Here is a 20,364-nt window from a genome sequence, read left to right on the forward strand (position 1 = left end):
ACTTAGTTTTACGCTGGGGGCCTATTGGTCCTATGAACCCAAGTGTCTGGAGGCTACGAATGAATACCCGTGGATTGCTCGATCAACTGCTCAAGTCTGGCCAGGACATGTTGCAAAACAAGGCTGGCGGCCAACGCAAGCAGGATGACAAAGGCGCGCTCGGCGGTTTGCTGGGCGGTGGCGGGCTGGGGAGTTTGCTCGGTGGAGCGGGCGGCGGCGCCCTGGCGGCTGGCGCCATGGGCTTGCTGATGGGCAACAAGAAGGCGCGCAAATTTGGCGGCAAGGCCCTGACTTACGGCGGCTTGGCGGCCTTGGGGGTGATTGCCTATAAAGCCTATGGCAACTGGCAGGCCAATCAAGCCAATGCGCCGCAGGGCGAACCGCAGACCATCGACCGCCTGCCACCGGCCCAGGTCGAGCAACACAGCCAGGGCATTCTCAAGGCCCTGGTCGCCGCCGCCAAGGCCGACGGCCATGTGGATGCGCGCGAACGCGAGCTGATCGAAGGCGAGTTCACCAAGCTGGATAACGACCGCGAGCTGCAAAGCTGGCTGCACGCGGAACTGAACAAGCCCCTGGACCCGGCCGATGTAGCACGGGCGGCCAGTACCCCGGAGATGGCGGCTGAGATGTACATCGCCAGTGTGATGCTGGTGGATGAGGAGAACTTTATGGAGAAAGCGTACCTGGATGAGCTGGCACGCCAACTGAAACTTGAGCCTGGTTTGAAGCAGGAGCTGGAAAAACAGGTGCGTCAGGCGACAGAGTGATGACCGTCCCCATGGCTGGGAACGATCAGGGTCGTGTTCTCGGTATCAGCTGACTCTGTCGACCATAGAGTGGCCGCCGCCTATGTCTATTTCAAAACGACGATGGAAGGGTAGGTAATAGTCAACGGCGGCCTGCTCTGCGAGTGCATCCGCCCTCGGAAAAATGACGCCGGCTCGCGCGTTGTTACCGATCGTTTCGCTGAGCCCGTAGTAGTCGGGCCGGCTTTTCTTCAAGACATCGTTAAAGACGTCAGGCCCCGTTACTTCAAATATCTTGCTCTCATACTCATTGAATTCCCGTATGGCCTCAGGGCTGGGATTTTCCCTCTCAAGATAAGGTCGGTGTGTGTCCAGCCATGGTTTGTTTTCCCGGAATCGTTTGTAGGATTCCTCACTGATCTCTTTGAGGACCCGGTTGTTGGGATGGCTGGCGAACACGTTAGTGTTGTAGCCCGAGAACGAGAGTTCGGAATGCTTCACATGGGAGTTGAGCAATAGGTCATCGGTACCTGCTTTGAGCTCGATATCTCCAATCTGCTTGGTGATCAAGTCATCACTGTCCAGGTAGATGCCGCCCCGGTGGTTGATCAGCGGATAGCGCAGAGCATCTGAAGCCGCCGCGTAGTTGTGGGTTTTGCCCTGACGAAAATACTGGTACATCTCACCGGCTTGCGTGGTCTTGAACTCTTGGAAGAAAGGATCTTCATTCAGATTTCGCACTTCCAGGTTGGGCGTTTTTTTGTCCAGGGCCGCTTTGATCGATGCAAACTTTTCCGGGCTGTCTGCGTCGACATGGACCACTGATTGGAAACCGGGTGTCTTACGTGCATTCTCCAGAATCAGGCTGAGCCGATCATCCGGAATCATGGCGCCAGCCCATATGTAGTTGATTTCCTTCTTGATCGGCGTAACGGCCGTGGGAACGGGGGGAAGGGCTGCGTGAATTGTTTCAAAGGTGGTTGGCTTGGGCAGTGTCGCCTTGACCCGCAAGAACTCGTCCAGGCTGCCACTTTTCCACTCGTAGGGGCCTGTTCGCCAAAAAGGGGCACCCAGGGTTTTACCGTCGCCTAGCTTGCGCCAAACGTCATTGGCTACATCAAACTCTACTAAAACGCAAAAATTGGCATAAAGCCTTGTCTTGCCATCATCACTAAGTACGCGGTTGACTTCGTCCATGGGGACTTCATAGCTTTTATAAGGCATTCCCTCGACACCGCCCGGCAGCCCCAGGCGTTGCCATTGATCGGCGCCGGTTTTGTTTAATATGAATTCAGTTTGTCGGTAGGTCTTGGGGTTGATGACACGAACCTGCACCGGACTCATGGGGCTACCGCCCGAAGCTTCTCGAACCTGATAGACAGAAGCCTTGCCAGATTTGTCGACGTGGCGGATGTATTGACTCTGGCCATCGAGGCTGTGGTAAACCCCTTGGCTATCCGGGCTCAGGCCGACGAGGCGCGAGGGTGAAACTGTGTATTTTTCGACCACTGCGAGTTCACCCGGCAGGCCGGGTGGATGCTTCAACTTGAACGTGCGAGCAGCCGTTGAAAGCATTTGGCGCGTGCCTTGACCCAAACCCTCGGCCAGCGCGCCAAGGCCGTCCGCCGGGTTAAGGGCGCCGACTGCCGCGGCGCCGATTATTTTGGCCCCGGTGAACAGTTTTGTTCCGAGTTTTCCAGTGAGCTTGGTCGCCTGGCTGACCGCCTTGCCCACCGGAATAACAAAACCCAGCAGGTCCAGAGCGAAGTCCCCAACGGCCCCCCATACGTCGCCTTTTACTGCCTTTTCAATACCGCTTTTCAGGGGCAGGAAGTCCATGACGGCGCCCAGTTCATCCACCAACTGTTTTTCTTGCTCTTCAACAGCATTGGTTCCACTGGCGTAGGTCTTGAGCGCGTCGCGGCCATAGAGGACAAACTTTTCGATCTCGTTGGCCAAGTGTTGCTCACGCTCACTGGCCCATGGCGCTGTAGGCGAACGGTCTTGCCCGGTCTTTTCTCCCCATGCCTTTGGAAAAGAAAAAGGCACCGGATCAATGGAAAGGCCTGAAGACACGACCTCCTTTGGCGGCGCGCCGGTTTTGTAGGCGTCCAAGTCAATGTCGAGCGACTTGCCTTTGGCCTTTTCAAGAAAGTAATCATCCGGGTCATCGTAGCCACGTAGGGGCGTTTGATGAACGCTGCTGCCCCATAGCTGATGGTTGCGGCGAACGAGCCCCTGCATCGGCAACACTTCGTAAATCCGCACGTCACCTTTGTTTTTTACACACATCAGTAGACCGTGACGTGCTCTGGAAGCGTCGACTTGAGCGGGTGTCTCAGTGTCGCCGTTGGCTTCGCGCACAGAGTGGAAGGTGATGTCGCCGACCGCGATATGTTGGCGTTCATCAAGAGACAGTTGGGAAAATTGGTATTGCATCGCGGTGTTTATGCCTGTCCTCAATCCCTTGATGTAGGCATCGAACTGCTCATTGAAAATGGCCGTGATGTCCGGAAGGGGTCTGACCCCCGTGCGGCGGGTCGGGCTCAATACGACGCTCTGGTCAACGATACGGTCCATCTTCCCTGCCGTATAAATGTCCACCAGTGCATGCTTGGTCTCACTGCCGTCAAGGTTGACGATGGGGGTCAGCGGCTGCTCGAAGTCATAGTCGCCATATACCTTCTTCAATTCTGCGCAGGCCAATGCCCTGCGCGTAGGCAGAAAGGCGGTGAGGCCTTTATTGGCAGTGCCTAATGTTTCTAGCAATGCGTTGAATTTGTCTCGCGCAACGGTGATCTGTTCGGGCGTAAACGCATCATCGTTAGCCTTATTCAGGACGTCATTGGCGATGGCCCAATCGATGACGGCATGTGTCTGAGCCCCCGCCTCAATGCCAGCATCCTTAAGCGTGACCGGGCTTCTGTTGCCAAAACTCATGACTTGGCCAAACGTCATGTTACGGGTGGCGCCCGGCTCCAGCGCCTCAATGCGCGCGACAGCGGTGCTCAGGCTGGCCCAGGTGTGGGACCCATACACCAAGCCGCCAGGGAGGTCCTTGACCAGGAACGCAGGGGCTGCACTGGCGAGCAATAGCTGTGCCGCCGCAGGGGCCAGGTCGTGATCGACTCGGCCTTGCTGCTTAAGATGCTCGACGAGTCGCGCTGTTATAGCGGCAGGTGACAAGCCCCGGTGAGCTGCCTGGGCCAGGTCGTAACCGGCGACGACGTTGCGTTGGGTGCCCACGGCGGGGTCCAGGTCGAGCGCCAGCGCGGTCATCGCCCAGTCGCTGGCTGTGCTGGTTGACCAGGTGTCCGCGAACGCGCTTTGCAGGCGCTTACCCAGCGCCTGTGCCTGCGGACTGGCAATCAGAGCCTGCAGGCGTTGCGCGGGGCTATCAGCGGTGGTGAGATCGGGAGTTTTTTTAGCCAGGTGGTTGAGAAGGCAGGTGCCCCCCTCCAACCCATTTTGTGCCTCTTCACTGACGATGTTCTGGACGCGTTCGCGCTCGTCACGTCCGAGTTGGCGCGTGTCCGACAGCAGTCCCCAGTGCCTCGAGTTGTCAGGCGGTTGTGGTACCGGGTCTGACAGAACGGCAATAAGGTTCGACAGCTCGGCCTTGTCCTGGGGAATCATCAAGCCGTGCGCATGCAAAAACGGCTCAAGCTTCAAACCGCTTTCCGGCATGCCTGGGTAAGTCTTCGCGAATACGGAATCCGGGTGGACGGGGACACGGTGCGAATCGATGTGTTCGGCCAGCGTCGTGTTTGAATTCGTTGAGGCCAGCACACTGATACGGGTGAGCGTATGGATAAGGCTTAGTCGGTTGCGTCTGTCACCCAGGTTTTGTTTCTGAAGCTCGAGGGCTTCAGGGGTGCGTGTATGGGGAGGTCTTAACCCATCCGAGGGGGCGAGTGGTCGGAAACCCTGGCCTTCATTCAATTGTGCAACACGCGTTGCCACCTGGGCCCGGCTGAGGTTGTCGAGGTTTTCCCCATAGAACCGCCCGATAAGCTCAAAGGGCGCGCTGTGTACAGGTAGCATTGCGGGGTTCCTGATACTGAAGGTATCGGGCGCGATCACCTTGCCTGCGTCGAGTATGGGCCCGGCCACCGCCGCCCAGCGCGCATTGTTGTTGAGGGTAAAACTGACCACGCTCTGGTCGGCTTTTCGCCTGGCGTGTAAGGCGCCTTTGGAGGGAATGATCTCGACAGTGCTGCTATCAAGGCCCTCCGAAAGCATCCAGGCGGTGAAGTCCGCGCTATTCAACGTCTCCCGAAAGTATTGCCACCATTTTCCGAACGTCGAGTCGGGGGGAATGCCGGCAACAATCACCTCTCGTTGGCTGTCCCCGCCGCGCGCGCGTGCCAGCGCGTCGCCGTAGTAACCTGCCAGGAGCTTGTCCGGGTAACCCATCGCTAAAGCATTGCCTGCGGCGATGCTGGCTTTCGCTCTATTTGAAGGCAGCAGACTCAACGGCAACGGCGACTTTGCTGGCGTCTTGGCGGTCTCGGGCACGGAATCTGTGGAGGCTCTGTCGCTGCGATGCTGGCTGAATGGGTTGCCGGTGGTAGGAGGGGCGATCCTTGTGTTTGGCGGCGGGGTAATGGCTAGCGGGGTAGAGGGGGCGGAAATATTCAATGGCTATGCTCCTTGCAGGGATAGGCGCTGAAGCGCCAGGCGTGGGCAGGCAGTTCTACGCCCTCGTCGCTGTCTCGCAGAGTGCGTTTGTTTTTTCGGGTGTTTCCGAGCGGCTCCGGCCTGCGTAAAACCTGGGTGCGAGGGTTGTATCTTCTATTGTCCACTGTAAAAAAAAGAACACGGCTTGACGTTGCGGAGGTGGGTCCCCGCCTTCCGATTTCGGATTCGACCCGTCCTGATATTCAGCGAGGAGCACGTCAGTGGAGGCGGTGTTGAGGTAGGAGGGGGCGGCAATCACCCCGCGAGGATTTTTTGCCTGTCGAGCGTTCTATCCGATAACCCATTGATAAACGATGGCACTGCCTCAGCTATACTCCCCTCCATTTGAATGGCCCTTCGAGGAATTACTGTGAAGAACTGGACCTTGCGCCAACGCATCTTGGCAAGTTTTGCGGTCATTATCGCCATCATGCTGTTAATGGTCGTGGTCTCCTATTCACGGTTGCTGAAGATCGAAACCAGCCAGGAAGCCGTCCGGGACGACGCGGTGCCGGGCGTTTACCTCAGCTCGATGATCCGCAGCGCCTGGGTCGACAGCTATTTGCAGACCATCGACATCATCGGCCTGCGCGACGACAAAACCTTCACCAATACCGATAAGAACGACTACAAGTCGTTCGAAGCGCGTATTGAACAGCAGATGGCCAACTACGAAAAAACCATTCATGGCCAAGCTGACCGCATGGAGTTCGATAACTTCAAGGCGGCGCACATCAACTACAACAAAGTGCTGGCCCAGGTGCTGGAACGCGTTGAAGCCAATGACCTGCCGGGCGCGAATCAATTGCTCGAGGAGCAATTGACGCCGATCTGGACCGAAGGGCGCATGAAGCTCAACGACATCATTACTGAAAACAAGAACGTGTCTGACCGGGCAACGGCGGCGATCGACGAGGCGGTACTGTCGGCCAAGATCAGTATGGCCGTGTCGCTGCTCATCGCCATCTTGGCTGCTGGGCTGTGCGGCCTGTTGCTGATGCGTGCGATCATGGCGCCGATGCAACGCATCGTCGATATCCTCGAAACCATGCGCGACGGCGACCTGAGCAAACGCCTTAACCTGGAGCGCAAGGACGAGTTCGGCGCCGTCGAAACCGGCTTTAACGACATGATGACCGAGCTCACGGCCCTGGTGTCCCAGGCCCAGCGCTCGTCGGTGCAGGTCACCACCTCGGTGACCGAAATTGCCGCCACGTCCAAGCAGCAACAGGCCACCGCGACTGAAACGGCCGCGACGACCACTGAGATCGGTGCTACGTCGCGCGAAATCGCGGCCACCTCCAAGGACTTGGTTCGCACCATGACCGAAGTGTCCACCGCCGCCGACCAGGCGTCGGTGGCTGCCGGCTCCGGCCAGCAAGGACTGGCGCGCATGGAAGAGACCATGCACTCGGTGATGGGCGCGGCCGACCTGGTCAACGCCAAGCTGGCGATCCTCAATGAGAAGGCCGGCAACATCAACCAGGTGGTGGTGACCATCGTCAAGGTGGCCGACCAGACCAACCTGCTGTCGCTCAACGCCGCCATCGAAGCGGAAAAAGCCGGCGAGTACGGTCGCGGTTTTGCCGTGGTCGCGACCGAAGTGCGCCGCCTCGCGGACCAGACCGCCGTGGCCACCTATGACATCGAGCAGATGGTGCGCGAGATCCAGTCCGCAGTGTCTGCGGGGGTGATGGGCATGGACAAGTTCTCCGAAGAAGTGCGCCGCGGCATGTTCGAAGTGCAGCAAGTGGGCGAGCAGTTGTCGCAGATCATCCACCAGGTACAGGCGCTGGCGCCGCGGGTGTTGATGGTCAACGAAGGCATGCAGGCCCAGGCCACCGGCGCCGAGCAGATCAACCACGCCCTCGTGCAACTGGGCGATGCCAGCAGCCAGACGGTGGAGTCCCTGCGCCAGGCCAGCTTTGCCATTGATGAACTGAGCCAGGTTGCGGTGGGTCTGCGCAGCGGCGTGTCGCGTTTCAAAGTCTGATGAGCGAACTCGCGGCTAAACGCGGCGCCGTCCCGGCAGCGAAAAAGGCGTTGTTCCTGGTGTTCCATATCGGTCAGGAACGCTATGCCCTCAAGGCTACCGAAGTGGCCGAAGTGCTGCCGCGCCTGCCTTTGAAACCCATTGCCCATGCACCGCTGTGGGTCGCCGGGATCTTTGCCCATCGTGGGGCGCTGGTGCCGGTCATTGACCTCAGCGCCTTGACCTTCGGCAACCCGGCCCAGGCCCGCACCAGCACGCGGCTGGTGCTGGTCAATTACCAACCCGACGCCGGGTCCCAAGCGCGTTGGCTGGGACTGATCCTGGAGCAGGCCACCGACACCCTGCGTTGCGACCCCGCCGAGTTCCAGCCCTACGGTCTGGCCAACCGCCAGGCACCCTACCTGGGGCCGGTGCGCGAAGATGCGCTGGGCCTGATGCAATGGATCGGTGTAAACGACCTGCTGACCGATGACGTGCGCGCCGTGCTGTTTTCTGCCGAGCTGAGCGTATGAGCAACGACCCGCGTTTTTTTGCCTTTCTTAAAGAGCGCATCGGCCTGGACGTCGCGTCGGTGGGCGAAGCCATCATCGAGCGCGCCGTGCGCCAGCGCAGCCAGATCGTCCAGGCACCCACGCCGGGCGAATACTGGCAGCACCTGCAAAGCTCCCAGGACGAACAGCAAGCGCTGATCGAAGCAGTGATCGTCCCCGAAACCTGGTTTTTCCGTTACCCCGAATCCTTTGCGACCCTGGCGCGCCTGGCGAAGGCCCGCCTGGTCGATATCAAGCAGATGCGCGCATTGCGTATCCTCAGCCTGCCGTGCTCCACCGGCGAAGAACCCTATTCGATTGCCATGGCGCTGCTCGATGCGGGCCTCGCGCCGCATCAGTTCAAGGTACAGGGGATGGACGTCAGCCCGCTGTCGGTGGAGCGTGCGCGACGCGGGGTGTACGGCAAGAACTCCTTTCGCGGCGGCGATATTGCCTTCCGTGACCGACACTTCACTGAATACGGCGACGGCTTCCACATCGCCGATCGGGTGCGCGAACAAGTGCGCCTGCAAGTCGGCAACCTGCTCGACCCGGCGCTGCTGGCCAATGAGGCCGCCTACGACTTCGTGTTCTGCCGCAACCTGCTGATCTACTTCGACCAGCCCACCCAGAAACAAGTCTTCGACGTGCTCAAAGGCCTCACCCACGTGGACGGTGTGCTGTTTATCGGCCCGGCCGAAGGCAGCCTGCTGGGGCGCCACGGCATGCGTTCGATTGGGGTGCCGCAGTCCTTTGCGTTCAGCCGGCAGGGCTCGCCGCAGCTGCCCGAGCCAGCGTTTATACCGACGCCTGCTCCCACGCCTCCACGCAGCACTGCGCCGATTTCAGCTAAACCACGGCCGTTCAGCACCGTCAGCGCCCACGTCTTGCCGATCAAGGCTGCGCCCTCCGATGCAGGCACCTTGCTCAGCCGGATCGCCACCCTGGCCAACGAAGGCAAAAGTGCCGGGGCCCGGGCCGCGTGTGAAGACTATTTGAACAGCCACCCGCCGGCCGCGCAGGTGTTTTACTGGCTGGGGCTGCTCAGCGACGTGGCCGGCAGTGCCCTGGAAGCCCAGGGCTATTATCGAAAAGCCTTGTACCTGGAACCCCAGCACCCGCAGGCCTTGATGCACCTGGCCGCGTTGCTCGAGTCCCGGGGCGACAGTGCGGGGGCGCGCCGTCTGCAGGCGCGAGCCGCCCGTAGCGAGCGAGCCGACAGTGAGTCCAAACCATGAGTAACACCGAGGCGCTCGACACCACCGGCCTGGACCTGACCCTGGCCGACACTCAAGCCATCGACGACTGCTGGAACCGCATCGGTATCCATGGCGATAAGTCCTGCCCACTACTGGCTGACCATATCCATTGCCGCAACTGCTCGGTGTATTCCGCCGCCGCCACGCGTCTGCTGGACCGCTACGCCTTGCAGCAGGACGACCGACGCCCGCAGGCGGCCGAAGTCGACACGGAGGTGGTCACCCGTTCGCTCTTGATGTTCCGCCTCGGCGAAGAATGGCTGGGCATCGCTACACGCTGCCTGGTGGAAGTCGCGCCGTTGCAACCGATCCATTCCCTGCCGCATCAACGTTCCCGCGCCTTGCTCGGCGTGGCCAACGTGCGCGGCGCGCTGGTGGCGTGCTTGTCGCTGGTGGAACTGCTGGGCCTGGACGCCACCAGCAGCGGCGCCACCGGCGGGCGCATCATGCCGCGCATGTTGATCATTGCCGCCCAGGATGGCCCGGTGGTGGTGCCGGTGGATGAAGTCGACGGCATCCATGCCATCGATGAGCGCACCTTGAAGGCCGCATCGGCGTCCGGCACCCAGGCCAGCGCGCGCTTTACCCAGGGTGTATTGCCGTGGAAAGGCCGCAGCCTGCGCTGGCTGGACGAGGCGCAATTGTTGTCCGCCGTGACCCGGAGCCTCTCATGACCCCCGACCAGATGCGTGATGCCTCGCTGCTGGAATTGTTCAGCCTGGAAGCCGATGCGCAGACCCAGGTGTTGAGCGCGGGCCTGCTCGCCCTGGAACGCAACCCGACCCAGGCGGACCAGCTCGAAGCCTGCATGCGCGCGGCGCACTCGCTCAAGGGCGCCGCGCGCATCGTTGGGGTGGATGCCGGGGTCAGCGTGTCCCACGTCATGGAGGATTGCCTGGTCAGCGCCCAGGAAAACCGCCTGTACCTGCAACCCGAACATATCGATGCGCTGCTGCAGGGCACTGATCTGCTGATGCGCATCGCCACGCCAGGCAATGACGTCGGGCCGGCGGATGTCGAGGCCTACGTCGCGTTGATGGAGCGTCTGCTGGATCCGTCCCAGGCGCCTGTCAACGTCGCGCCGTCGCCGGAGCCAGCGCCCGTCGTCGAAGAACTGCCGCCGGAACCCGAACCCGCGCCGCCTGTGACCAGCGAGCCGCCGCGTCAAGGCAAGCGCATGACCGAAGGCGGCGAACGCGTACTGCGCGTCACCGCCGAGCGCTTGAACAGCCTGCTGGACCTGTCGAGCAAATCCCTGGTGGAAACCCAGCGGCTCAAGCCTTACCTGGCCAGCCTGCAACGCCTCAAGCGCATTCAAAGCCAGGGGATACGGGCGCTGGATACGCTGGACGGGCAACTCAAGACCCAAGTCCTGAGCCTCGAGGCCCAGGAAGCCCTGGCCGACACGCGCCGTTTGTTGAGCGAAGCCCAGGCCTTGCTGGCGGAAAAGCACGCCGAGCTGGACGAGTTCGGCTGGCAGGCCGGGCAGCGCGCCCAAGTGTTGTATGACACTGCACTGGCCTGCCGCATGCGCCCGTTTGCCGATGTATTGGCTGGGCAAGTGCGCATGGTGCGCGACCTCGGCCGCAGCCTCGGCAAGCAAGTGCGCCTGGAGATCGAGGGCGAAAAGACCCAGGTCGACCGTGACGTACTGGAAAAACTTGAGGCGCCGCTCACCCATTTGTTGCGCAATGCCGTCGACCACGGCATCGAAATGCCTGAGCAACGCCTGCTGGCGGGCAAGCCGGCTGAAGGCTTGATCCGCCTGCGTGCCTCCCATCAGGCCGGTTTGCTGGTGCTGGAGCTCAGTGATGACGGCAATGGCGTCGACCTGGAGCGGCTGCGCGGCACCATCGTCGATCGGCACCTGTCGCCGGTCGAAACCGCCCTGCGCCTGAGCGAAGAAGAGTTGCTGACGTTCCTGTTCCTGCCGGGGTTCAGTCTGCGTGACACGGTCACCGAAGTGTCCGGGCGCGGCGTGGGCCTGGACGCGGTGCAGCACATGGTCCGCCAACTGCGCGGCGCGGTGGTGCTGGAGCAGACGGCGGGGCAGGGCAGTCGTTTCCACCTTGAGGTGCCGTTGACCCTGTCGGTGGTACGCAGCCTGGTGGTGGAAGTCGGTGAGGAAGCCTATGCGTTCCCGCTGGCGCATATCGAACGCATGTGTGACCTCGCGCCCGATGACATCGTGCAACTGGAAGGTCGCCAGCATTTCTGGCACGAGGGCCGGCATGTTGGCCTGGTCGCCGCCAGCCAGTTGTTGCAGCGCCCGGCGGGGCAGAGTCCGTCAGAAACGCTGAAAGTGGTGGTGATCCGCGAGCGCGATACGGTGTACGGGATTGCCGTGGAGCGCTTTATCGGTGAGCGTACGCTGGTGGTGTTGCCGCTCGATGATCGCCTGGGCAAGGTCCAGGATATTTCCGCCGGTGCCTTGCTGGATGATGGCTCGGTGGTGTTGATCGTCGACGTTGAAGACATGTTGCGTTCGGTGGACAAACTGCTGAACACCGGCCGATTGGAACGTATTGCGCGGCGCAGCCAACAAACCACCGAGGCACCGCGTAAGCGCGTGCTGGTGGTCGATGACTCGCTGACCGTGCGTGAGCTGCAACGCAAATTGCTCCTTAATCGTGGTTATGAAGTGGCCGTGGCGGTCGATGGCATGGACGGCTGGAACGCCTTGCGCTCCGAAGACTTTGACCTGTTGATCACTGATATTGATATGCCCCGCATGGACGGTATTGAATTGGTCACACTCTTGCGCCGTGACAGTCGCCTGCAATCGTTGCCGGTGATGGTGGTGTCCTACAAAGATCGCGAAGAAGACCGACGTCGAGGACTCGACGCCGGTGCGGACTATTATTTAGCCAAAGCCAGTTTCCACGATGACGCCCTGCTGGACGCCGTGGTGGAACTGATCGGAGGCGCACGGGCATGAGGATTGCGATCGTCAATGACATGCCCCTGGCAGTGGAGGCCTTGCGCCGCGCCTTGAGCTTCGAGCCTGCGCACCAAGTGGTGTGGGTGGCCAGCAATGGGCTGGAAGCGGTGCAACGCTGCGCCGAACTGACGCCGGACCTGATCCTGATGGACCTGATCATGCCGGTGATGGACGGCGTGGAAGCCACTCGCCAGATCATGGCCGAGACGCCGTGCGCCATCGTTATCGTGACCGTCGACCGCCAGGCCAACGTGAGCCGGGTGTTCGAGGCCATGGGCCACGGCGCCCTGGACGTGGTGGACACCCCGCCGCTCGGCGTGGGCAACCCCAAGGATGCGGCGGCGCCGTTGCTGCGCAAGATCCTCAATATCGGCTGGCTGATCGGCCAGCGCGGCACCCGCGTGCGCGCCGAAACCGTGCCGGCGCGCGCATCCGGCAAACGTCAAAGCCTGGTGGCTATCGGCTCCTCGGCGGGTGGTCCGGCTGCCCTGGAAATCCTGCTCAAGGGTTTACCTCGCGACTTTCCAGCCGCCATCGTACTGGTGCAGCATGTGGACCAAGTGTTCGCGGCGGGCATGGCCGAGTGGCTGAGCAGCGCCTCGGGCCTGCCGGTACGCCTGGCCCGCGAAGGCGAGCCGCCGCAAAGCGGCGTGGTGCTGCTGGCCGGCACCAACCACCACATTCGTTTATTGAAGAATGGCACGCTAGCCTATACGGCAGAGCCGGTGAACGAAATTTACCGGCCATCGATCGATGTGTTTTTCGAAAGCGTGGCCAGCCACTGGAATGGCGATGCCGTCGGTGTGCTGCTGACCGGCATGGGGCGCGACGGGGCCCAGGGCCTCAAATTGTTACGTGAACAAGGTTATTTGACCATCGCCCAGGATCAGCAAAGCTCGGCGGTGTATGGCATGCCCAAAGCGGCGGCGGCGATCGATGCTGCTGTTGAAATTCGCCCACTGGATAGAATTGCGCCCCGGTTGCTGGAGGTCTTTGCCAAATGAACATGACCTCTCGCGGCTGGCTTGCAGGCAGTAATTCAGGTGACTGCACATGAATGATTTACAGATCGACGACATCAAGACCGACGAAAACGCCGCCATGGTGTTGCTGGTCGACGACCAGGCCATGATCGGTGAAGCCGTGCGGCGTGGCCTGGCCCATGAAGAAAATATCGACTTCCACTTCTGCGCCGACCCACACCAGGCGATTGCCCAGGCGATCCGTATCAAGCCGACCGTTATCCTGCAGGATCTGGTGATGCCAGGTCTGGACGGCCTGACGCTGGTGCGCGAGTACCGCAACCACCCGGCCACGCAGAACATCCCGATCATCGTGCTTTCCACCAAGGAAGACCCGCTGATCAAGAGCGCGGCGTTCTCGGCCGGGGCCAACGATTATTTGGTCAAGCTGCCGGACAACATCGAGCTGGTGGCGCGCATCCGCTATCACTCGCGCTCCTACATGACCCTGTTGCAACGGGATGCGGCTTATCGCGCGTTGCGGGTCAGCCAGCAGCAGCTGTTGGACACCAACCTGGTGCTGCAGCGGTTGATGAACTCCGACGGTCTCACCGGGCTTTCCAATCGTCGTCACTTTGATGAATACCTGGAGCTGGAATGGCGGCGTGCTATGCGTGACCAGACTCAGTTGTCGTTGTTGATGATTGATGTGGATTTCTTCAAGACCTACAACGATAGTTTTGGGCATGTCGAAGGTGACGAGGCTTTGCGCAAGGTTGCGGCGACCATTCGTGAGGCCAGCAGTCGCCCTTCGGACCTGCCGGCGCGTTATGGGGGGGAAGAGTTTGCACTGGTATTGCCTAATACCTCGCCGGGCGGGGCGCGGTTGGTGGCTGAAAAGCTGCGGATGGCGGTTGCCGCGCTGAAAATTCCGCATATCGCGCCGACTGAGGGGTCGAGTCTGACCATCAGTATTGGGCTGTCAACCATGACGCCGCAGCAGGGGACGGATTGTCGGCAGGTAATAGTGGCGGCGGATAAGGGGTTGTATACGGCTAAGCATAATGGGCGCAATCAGGTGGGGATTGAGTAGGGCTGAGTGCTTCTGTGTACATATCCGTTGCTGCGGTCACGGCCACTAATGGTTCCGCTCTTACAGCGGGTCACTTTTTGAAAAGCGCAAAAAGTAACCAAAAACGCTTCGCCCCAACACTCGGCACCTCGCCTAGGCTCGGTGTACCCTCACTCCGGCTTGAATCCGTGGGTAACCCGGCGTCCTGCCGGGTTACCCACGGATTCAATCCTGCGTTCGGCCAGCGTGTTTGACGGGGCGCCTCAGATCAAAAGCAAAAGCGCGGCGGCCTTAGAGCCGACCGGGGTTGGGGGGGCGTTACTGGGTTAAAAATGTGGGAGGGGGCTTGCCCCCGATGGCGGTGTGTCAGTTGATGCATCTGTGGCTGTCACACTGCCATCGGGGGCAAGCCCCCTCCCACAGTTTGAACTGCATACATCAGGTAGATATCAGCCTGCTTTTGCCCTGCTTTGCCCTACTTTTGATCTGGCTTTTGATCTTGATCTTAGGCGCCCCCCAAATCACTGTCGGATTACGGGCACACCGAGCCTAGGCGAGGTGCCGAGTGTTGGGGCAAGAGCCTTTTGCTTACTTTTGGGCTTTTCAAAAGTGAGCCGCTGTAAGAGCGGAACCATAAGCCGCCGTTACCTAAGAAACGGATATGTACTCCAATGATCCAGCCCCGCGCCTTTTCGCCCAGCGGACTGCCGCTCCCCCCCGTTTGCCGTTATACTCGCCGGCTTTCAAAAGTTCGCCAACGAGTGCTGCCCGCCATGGAAATCAACCCGATCCTTAACACCATCAAGGACCTGTCCGAGCGCTCCGAAACTATTCGGGGGTATCTTTGACTACGATCAAAAGCATGAGCGTCTGACCGAAGTCAATCGCGAGCTTGAAGATCCGGCTGTCTGGAACAAACCTGAATACGCCCAGGAGCTGGGCCGCGAGCGCGCTGCGCTGGCACAGATCGTCGACACCCTCGATGAGCTGAACACCGGCCTGGGTGATTGCCGTGACCTGCTGGACATGGCCGTCGAAGAAAACGACGAAGGCGCAGTGGGCGATGTCGTCGCCGAGCTGGCCCGTCTCGAGGAAAACCTCGCCAAGCTTGAATTCCGTCGCATGTTCAGCCATGAAATGGACCCGAACAACGCGTATCTGGACATCCAGGCCGGTTCCGGCGGCACCGAGGCCCAGGACTGGGCCAACATCCTGCTGCGCATGTACCTGCGCTGGGCCGACAAGCGCGGTTTCGACGCGACCATCATGGAGCTGTCGGCCGGTGAAGTCGCGGGTATCAAAGGCGCGACCGTGCACATCAAGGGTGAGTACGCCTTTGGTTGGCTGCGGACCGAGATCGGCGTTCACCGTCTGGTGCGCAAGAGCCCGTTCGACTCCGGCAACCGTCGCCATACCTCGTTCTCCGCCGTGTTCGTCTCGCCAGAGATCGACGATAAGGTGGAAATCGAGATCAACCCGGCCGACTTGCGTATCGACACCTACCGCTCCTCTGGTGCCGGTGGTCAGCACGTAAACACCACTGACTCGGCCGTACGGATTACCCACGTACCGACCAACACCGTGGTCAGCTGCCAGAACGAACGTTCCCAGCACGCCAACAAGGACACCGCCATGAAAATGCTGCGGGCCAAGTTGTACGAGCAGGAAATGCAGAAGCGCAACGCCGCTTCCCAGGCGCTGGAGGACACCAAGTCGGATATCGGCTGGGGTCACCAGATCCGTTCTTATGTGCTCGATGCGTCGCGGATCAAGGATCTGCGCACTAACATCGAACGCAGCGACTGTGACAAGGTGCTCGACGGCGATATCGACGAATACCTGGAAGCCAGCCTTAAATCGGGCCTGTAAAAAGACTGTAGGAGCCGGGGGGACGCAGCGTCCCTGCCCGGCGATCCCCAGCCGAAGGCTGGGGGCAACGAACCTGTGATGGAATTTCAAAAGACATGAGCGACCAACAACTCGACCCGCAAGCCCTGCAACAGGAAGAAAACTCCCTGATCGCCCTGCGCAAGGAAAAGCTGGCTGCCGAGCGCGCCAAGGGCAATGCCTTCCCCAACGACTTCCGCCGCGAAAACTACTGCGATGCCTTGCAGAAGCAATACGCGGACAAGACCAAGGAAGAGCTGGCAGAGGCTGCGATTCCGGTCAAGGTGGCAGGTCGCATCATGCTTAACCGTGGCTCGTTCATGGTGATCCAGGACATGACCGGGCGTATCCAGGTCTACGTCAACCGCAAGACCCTGTCCGAAGACACCCTGGCCTCGGTGAAAACCTGGGACATGGGCGACATCATCGCCGCCGAAGGCACCCTGGCCCGTTCCGGCAAGGGCGACCTGTACGTGGAAATGACCAGCGTGCGGCTGCTGACCAAATCCCTGCGCCCGCTGCCGGACAAGCACCACGGCCTGACCGACACCGAACAGCGCTATCGCCAGCGCTACGTTGACCTGATCGTCAACGAAGACGTGCGCCAGACCTTCCGCGTGCGTTCGCAAGTCATCGCCCACATCCGCAGCTTCCTGATGCAGCGTGACTTCCTGGAAGTGGAAACCCCGATGCTGCAAACCATCCCCGGTGGTGCCGCAGCCAAGCCGTTCGAAACCCACCACAACGCGCTGGACCTGGAAATGTTCCTGCGTATTGCGCCTGAGCTGTACCTCAAGCGCCTTGTTGTTGGCGGCTTCGAGAAGGTGTTCGAGATCAACCGCAACTTCCGTAACGAAGGCGTCTCGACCCGTCACAACCCAGAATTCACCATGTTGGAGTTCTACCAGGCCTACGCCGACTACGAAGACAACATGGACCTGACCGAAGAACTGTTCCGCGAGCTGGCACAGCTGGTTCTGGGCAGCACCGACGTGCCGTACGGCGACAAGGTGTTCCACTTCGGCGAGCCGTTCGTGCGTCTGTCGGTATTCGATTCGATCCTCAAATACAACCCTGAGCTGACCGCCGACGACCTGAACGACATCGACAAGGCTCGTGCGATCGCCAAGAAAGCCGGCGCCAAGGTGCTGGGCTTCGAAGGCCTGGGCAAATTGCAGGTGATGATTTTCGAAGAGCTGGTGGAGCACAAGCTGGAGCAGCCGCACTTCATTACTCAGTACCCGTTCGAAGTGTCGCCGCTGGCCCGTCGCAACGATGACAACCCGAACGTCACCGACCGTTTCGAGCTGTTCATCGGCGGCCGCGAAATCGCCAACGCCTACTCCGAGCTCAACGACGCGGAAGACCAGGCCGAGCGCTTCATGGCCCAGGTGGCCGATAAGGACGCCGGCGATGACGAAGCCATGCACTACGATGCTGACTTCGTACGCGCCCTGGAATACGGCATGCCGCCCACCGCCGGTGAAGGTATCGGCATCGACCGCCTGGTGATGCTGCTGACCAACTCGCCGTCGATCCGTGACGTGATCTTGTTCCCGCACATGCGGCCGCAAGCGTAACCGTAGCGAAATCCGAAGCCGCCTTTTATAAGGCGGCTTTTTTATGTGGCGTTTATAAGCGTCAAGCAAACAGCGCCAGGTTTTGATCTATTCAAGGATGTGTGTCGTGAACCGCGTAATGGCTCAAGAAGGTGCCGCCGGCATTGCTGCTGCCGTGGCTGAAAGCGTCCAGTACCAGGGCCGCAAGGCCAGCCGTCGGGGCAGCGAGCAGCGCAGGCAAGACATTCTCGATGCCGCCATGCGCATCGTGGTGCGTGACGGCGTACGGGCTGTGCGCCATCGGGCAGTGGCGGCGGAGGCGGGGGTGCCGTTGTCGGCCACCACCTACTATTTCAAGGATATCGATGACCTGCTCACCGATACGTTTGCCCAATACGTTGAACGCAGCGCCGCGTTCATGGGCAAGCTGTGGGTGCGTAACGAAGGTCTGCTGCGTGAAATGGTCGCCTATGGTGACGGCAGCCCCGCCTCGCGCTCGCAGTTGGCCGATGACATTGCGCGGCTGACCGCCGACTATGTGCTACGCCAATTGACCAACCGTCGCGAACACCTGATGGCCGAACAGGCTTTTCGCCAGGAAGCCTTGCTCAACCCGCGCCTGGCGGAACTGGTGCGCTCCCATCAGCAAATTCTGTTGCAGGGCACCGGGCAGTTTTTCCAGGTGTTGGGCTCCCGCGAGCCGCAACAGGATGCCAAAGTGTTGACGGCGATAATCAGTCGGATGGAATATCAGGGCCTGTTGGGCGGCGCAGAGCCTCTGACCGGTGAAGAAATGCTTGAGATCCTCAAGCGTTACATGCATTTGGTGTTGGCCTCGGTCTGACACCGGGGGATGTCCAATGAAAACCTGGCGTTTGGTTGTAATCGCCTTGTCGTTCCTGCTGCTCAGCGGTTGCCTGGTGACCTTCAAGGAGCCGCTGCCGGCCCATGAAGCCGCGCCGCCGGCCCTGCTGGGCCAATGGACCAGCAAAAACGCCTGGGGCGAGCCGCTCAACCTGCACATCACCCGCGTCGGCGAGCACCGTTATAAAGCCGTGAGCTACCCTACAGCCAAGCCAGGCCAGCGTGACGAGTACCTGTTCAGTGTGTCGCGCCATGGCAACCGCTGGTACCTGTCAGCGCCGTTGCCGGCCAAACTGGGCGGGCATTTCATCCTGGCGGGTTTTGAAATCAGCGAAAAGCACGAATTGGTGGTCTACACCCTCGACCTTGAGCAGATTCATCAAGCGATAGGCCAAAAAAACTTGCATGGCAGTACTGTGGAAACCGTCGAAGGCGCCGGGGTGCTGGTCGACAGCCCCTTGGACCAGGTGTTTGCCTACCTGGATGACCCGGCCAATGCCGATGTATTCGTAGAGGCCGTGCGCTACCGGCGTGCGGGCAAATAACGTTTAAAGAGGAAGCACCGGGTGGACGATTACCAGCAGACGATACGCACCTTGTCTGATCGCATTGTGCTGGCGCAAACACCGATTCGCGTCCTCGACGCCGTGAAGTGGGACGAGAACATTCGTCAGGGGTTCCTCAAGGCCAAAGGTAAGGAAATGCCGGCGGTTGACCGTGATTACTATCTCAACCGGCCACTGGCGTTCGACTCCAGCGCGGTGAAGCTGGAGTTCCAGAACATCGAGCGCGACATCACCCGCCGGCTCGGCCAGTTCAGCCCGGTGGGGCAGATCATGCGTCGCATGTGCCGGGAATATCGCATGGTGGTGCGCATGCTCGAAGCGCGTGGCACCGAGGATTTCGGCCTGATTTCCCAGGAACTGTACGGCGCCGCCTCTGATGCGTTCCACGCCGGCGACCCGACCCTGGCCGACCTGGGCCTGATGCTGTCCGACTACCTGAACAATATCGACGGCCGTGGCGACCTCAAGGACGAAGCCAAGACGCTCACCGCCAAGGACGCCGTCGCTCTGCTGCAAACACGCCTGAATAAAGTATTCGGCGAGGCTGAAGAAACCATCCGCGTGTTCGAGTCCGACGGTATCGTCGCCGACGCGGCGGCGGGCGCGGATTACATCAAGATCCGCGCCGACGCGATGTTCAACGATCGCGACGTGCGTGCCCTGGAAGTGCATGAAGGCCTGGTGCACGTGGGCACCACCCTCAATGGCCAGAACCAGCCCATCTGCACCTTCCTGTCCAAGGGCCCGCCGTCGTCCACTGTGACCCAGGAAGGCTTGGCGATCCTGATGGAAATCATCACGTTTGCCTCCTACCCGAGTCGTCTGCGCAAGCTGACCAACCGCACCCGCGCGATCCATATGGTGGAGGAGGGTGCCGATTTTCTGCAGGTGTTCGAGTTCTTCCGCGAGCAAGGCTTTGAGATGGCCGAAAGCTACGGCAATGCCAGTCGCGTATTCCGAGGGTCGGTGCCGACCGGTCTGCCGTTTACCAAGGATCTGTCCTACCTCAAGGGCTTTATCATGGTCTACAACTACATCCAGCTGGCCGTGCGCAAAGGCAAGTTGGAACAAGTGCCGCTGCTGTTCTGCGGCAAGACCACCCTGGAAGACATGCGCACCCTGCGCCAACTGGTCGACGAAGGCCTGGTGGTGCCGCCCAAGTACCTGCCCGAGCAGTTTCGCGACATGAACGCGCTGGCGGCGTGGATGTGCTTCTCCAACTTCCTCAACCACCTGAGCCTGGATCGGATCGAGGCGGATTACTCCAATATCCTTTAAACCGTGGTATTCGCGAGGCTTCAA

The 20,364-nt window shown here is 60.5% G+C and carries 14 protein-coding genes; 13 read left to right on the forward strand and 1 reads right to left on the reverse strand.

The window, feature by feature from the left end; genetic code table 11:
* The first annotated feature begins 59 nt into the window (after positions 1-59).
* Positions 60-770 carry a tellurite resistance TerB family protein gene (locus QCBJ_RS23690; protein ID WP_012722546.1) on the forward strand — a complete coding sequence of 237 codons (711 nt, stop codon included), beginning with the start codon at positions 60-62 and terminating at the stop codon, positions 768-770.
* A 45-nt stretch (positions 771-815) separates the two neighbouring features.
* On the opposite strand, the gene QCBJ_RS23695 is transcribed toward QCBJ_RS23690, so the two are convergent.
* Complete coding sequence (locus QCBJ_RS23695; RefSeq protein ID WP_145994244.1) at positions 816-5,390, reverse strand: glycosyltransferase; 4,575 nt, start codon at positions 5,388-5,390, stop codon at positions 816-818.
* A 409-nt stretch (positions 5,391-5,799) separates the two neighbouring features.
* Between QCBJ_RS23695 and QCBJ_RS23705 the strand changes: the two genes are divergently transcribed.
* The 12 genes from QCBJ_RS23705 to QCBJ_RS23765 all read left to right on the forward strand — a co-directional run bounded on the left by QCBJ_RS23705 (position 5,800) and on the right by QCBJ_RS23765 (position 20,340).
* Positions 5,800-7,422, forward strand: coding sequence for a methyl-accepting chemotaxis protein (locus QCBJ_RS23705; RefSeq protein WP_012722548.1), 1,623 nt, complete (start codon positions 5,800-5,802; stop codon positions 7,420-7,422).
* Positions 7,422-7,934 carry a chemotaxis protein CheW gene (locus QCBJ_RS23710; RefSeq protein ID WP_012722549.1) on the forward strand — a complete coding sequence of 171 codons (513 nt, stop codon included), beginning with the start codon at positions 7,422-7,424 and terminating at the stop codon, positions 7,932-7,934. The genes QCBJ_RS23705 and QCBJ_RS23710 overlap by 1 nt, the downstream gene beginning before the upstream one ends.
* On the forward strand, positions 7,931-9,190 hold the full coding sequence (locus QCBJ_RS23715) for a protein-glutamate O-methyltransferase CheR (RefSeq protein WP_102061733.1): 1,260 nt from the start codon (positions 7,931-7,933) through the stop codon (positions 9,188-9,190). Before QCBJ_RS23710 ends, QCBJ_RS23715 begins: the two co-directional genes overlap by 4 nt.
* Positions 9,187-9,885, forward strand: coding sequence for a chemotaxis protein CheW (locus tag QCBJ_RS23720; protein ID WP_012722551.1), 699 nt, complete (start codon positions 9,187-9,189; stop codon positions 9,883-9,885). Before QCBJ_RS23715 ends, QCBJ_RS23720 begins: the two co-directional genes overlap by 4 nt.
* Positions 9,882-12,149, forward strand: a complete 2,268-nt coding sequence (locus QCBJ_RS23725; RefSeq protein ID WP_102061734.1) for a hybrid sensor histidine kinase/response regulator — start codon at positions 9,882-9,884, stop codon at positions 12,147-12,149. Before QCBJ_RS23720 ends, QCBJ_RS23725 begins: the two co-directional genes overlap by 4 nt.
* Positions 12,146-13,156: a chemotaxis response regulator protein-glutamate methylesterase gene (locus QCBJ_RS23730; RefSeq protein ID WP_093541953.1), complete on the forward strand. Its 1,011-nt coding sequence runs from the start codon at positions 12,146-12,148 to the stop codon at positions 13,154-13,156. Before QCBJ_RS23725 ends, QCBJ_RS23730 begins: the two co-directional genes overlap by 4 nt.
* A 49-nt stretch (positions 13,157-13,205) precedes the next feature.
* A complete protein-coding gene (locus tag QCBJ_RS23735; protein ID WP_012722554.1) occupies positions 13,206-14,207 on the forward strand; it encodes a diguanylate cyclase in 1,002 nt (333 codons plus the stop codon).
* 752 nt (positions 14,208-14,959) lie between these two features.
* Positions 14,960-16,055 (forward strand): peptide chain release factor 2 gene (gene prfB, locus QCBJ_RS23745; protein ID WP_096236834.1). Its coding sequence is split into 2 segments (ribosomal slippage): positions 14,960-15,031 and positions 15,033-16,055, totalling 1,095 coding nucleotides; the frame shifts between segments, so codons are not numbered across the junction.
* A 95-nt stretch (positions 16,056-16,150) separates the two neighbouring features.
* On the forward strand, positions 16,151-17,653 hold the full coding sequence (gene lysS, locus QCBJ_RS23750) for a lysine--tRNA ligase (RefSeq protein WP_012722555.1): 1,503 nt from the start codon (positions 16,151-16,153) through the stop codon (positions 17,651-17,653).
* A 106-nt stretch (positions 17,654-17,759) separates the two neighbouring features.
* Positions 17,760-18,476 (forward strand): TetR/AcrR family transcriptional regulator, encoded by a 717-nt coding sequence (locus QCBJ_RS23755; protein WP_080567166.1) that lies wholly within the window; start codon positions 17,760-17,762, stop codon positions 18,474-18,476.
* Between the two features lie 16 nt (positions 18,477-18,492).
* On the forward strand, positions 18,493-19,041 hold the full coding sequence (locus QCBJ_RS23760) for a hypothetical protein (RefSeq protein WP_046036623.1): 549 nt from the start codon (positions 18,493-18,495) through the stop codon (positions 19,039-19,041).
* A gap of 21 nt (positions 19,042-19,062) precedes the next feature.
* Positions 19,063-20,340 (forward strand): flavohemoglobin expression-modulating QEGLA motif protein, encoded by a 1,278-nt coding sequence (locus tag QCBJ_RS23765; RefSeq protein WP_012722558.1) that lies wholly within the window; start codon positions 19,063-19,065, stop codon positions 20,338-20,340.
* Positions 20,341-20,364: the final 24 nt, after the last annotated feature.

This window comes from Pseudomonas sp. QC2 (genome assembly GCF_002859085.1).
Taxonomy (GTDB): domain Bacteria; phylum Pseudomonadota; class Gammaproteobacteria; order Pseudomonadales; family Pseudomonadaceae; genus Aquipseudomonas; species Aquipseudomonas petroselini.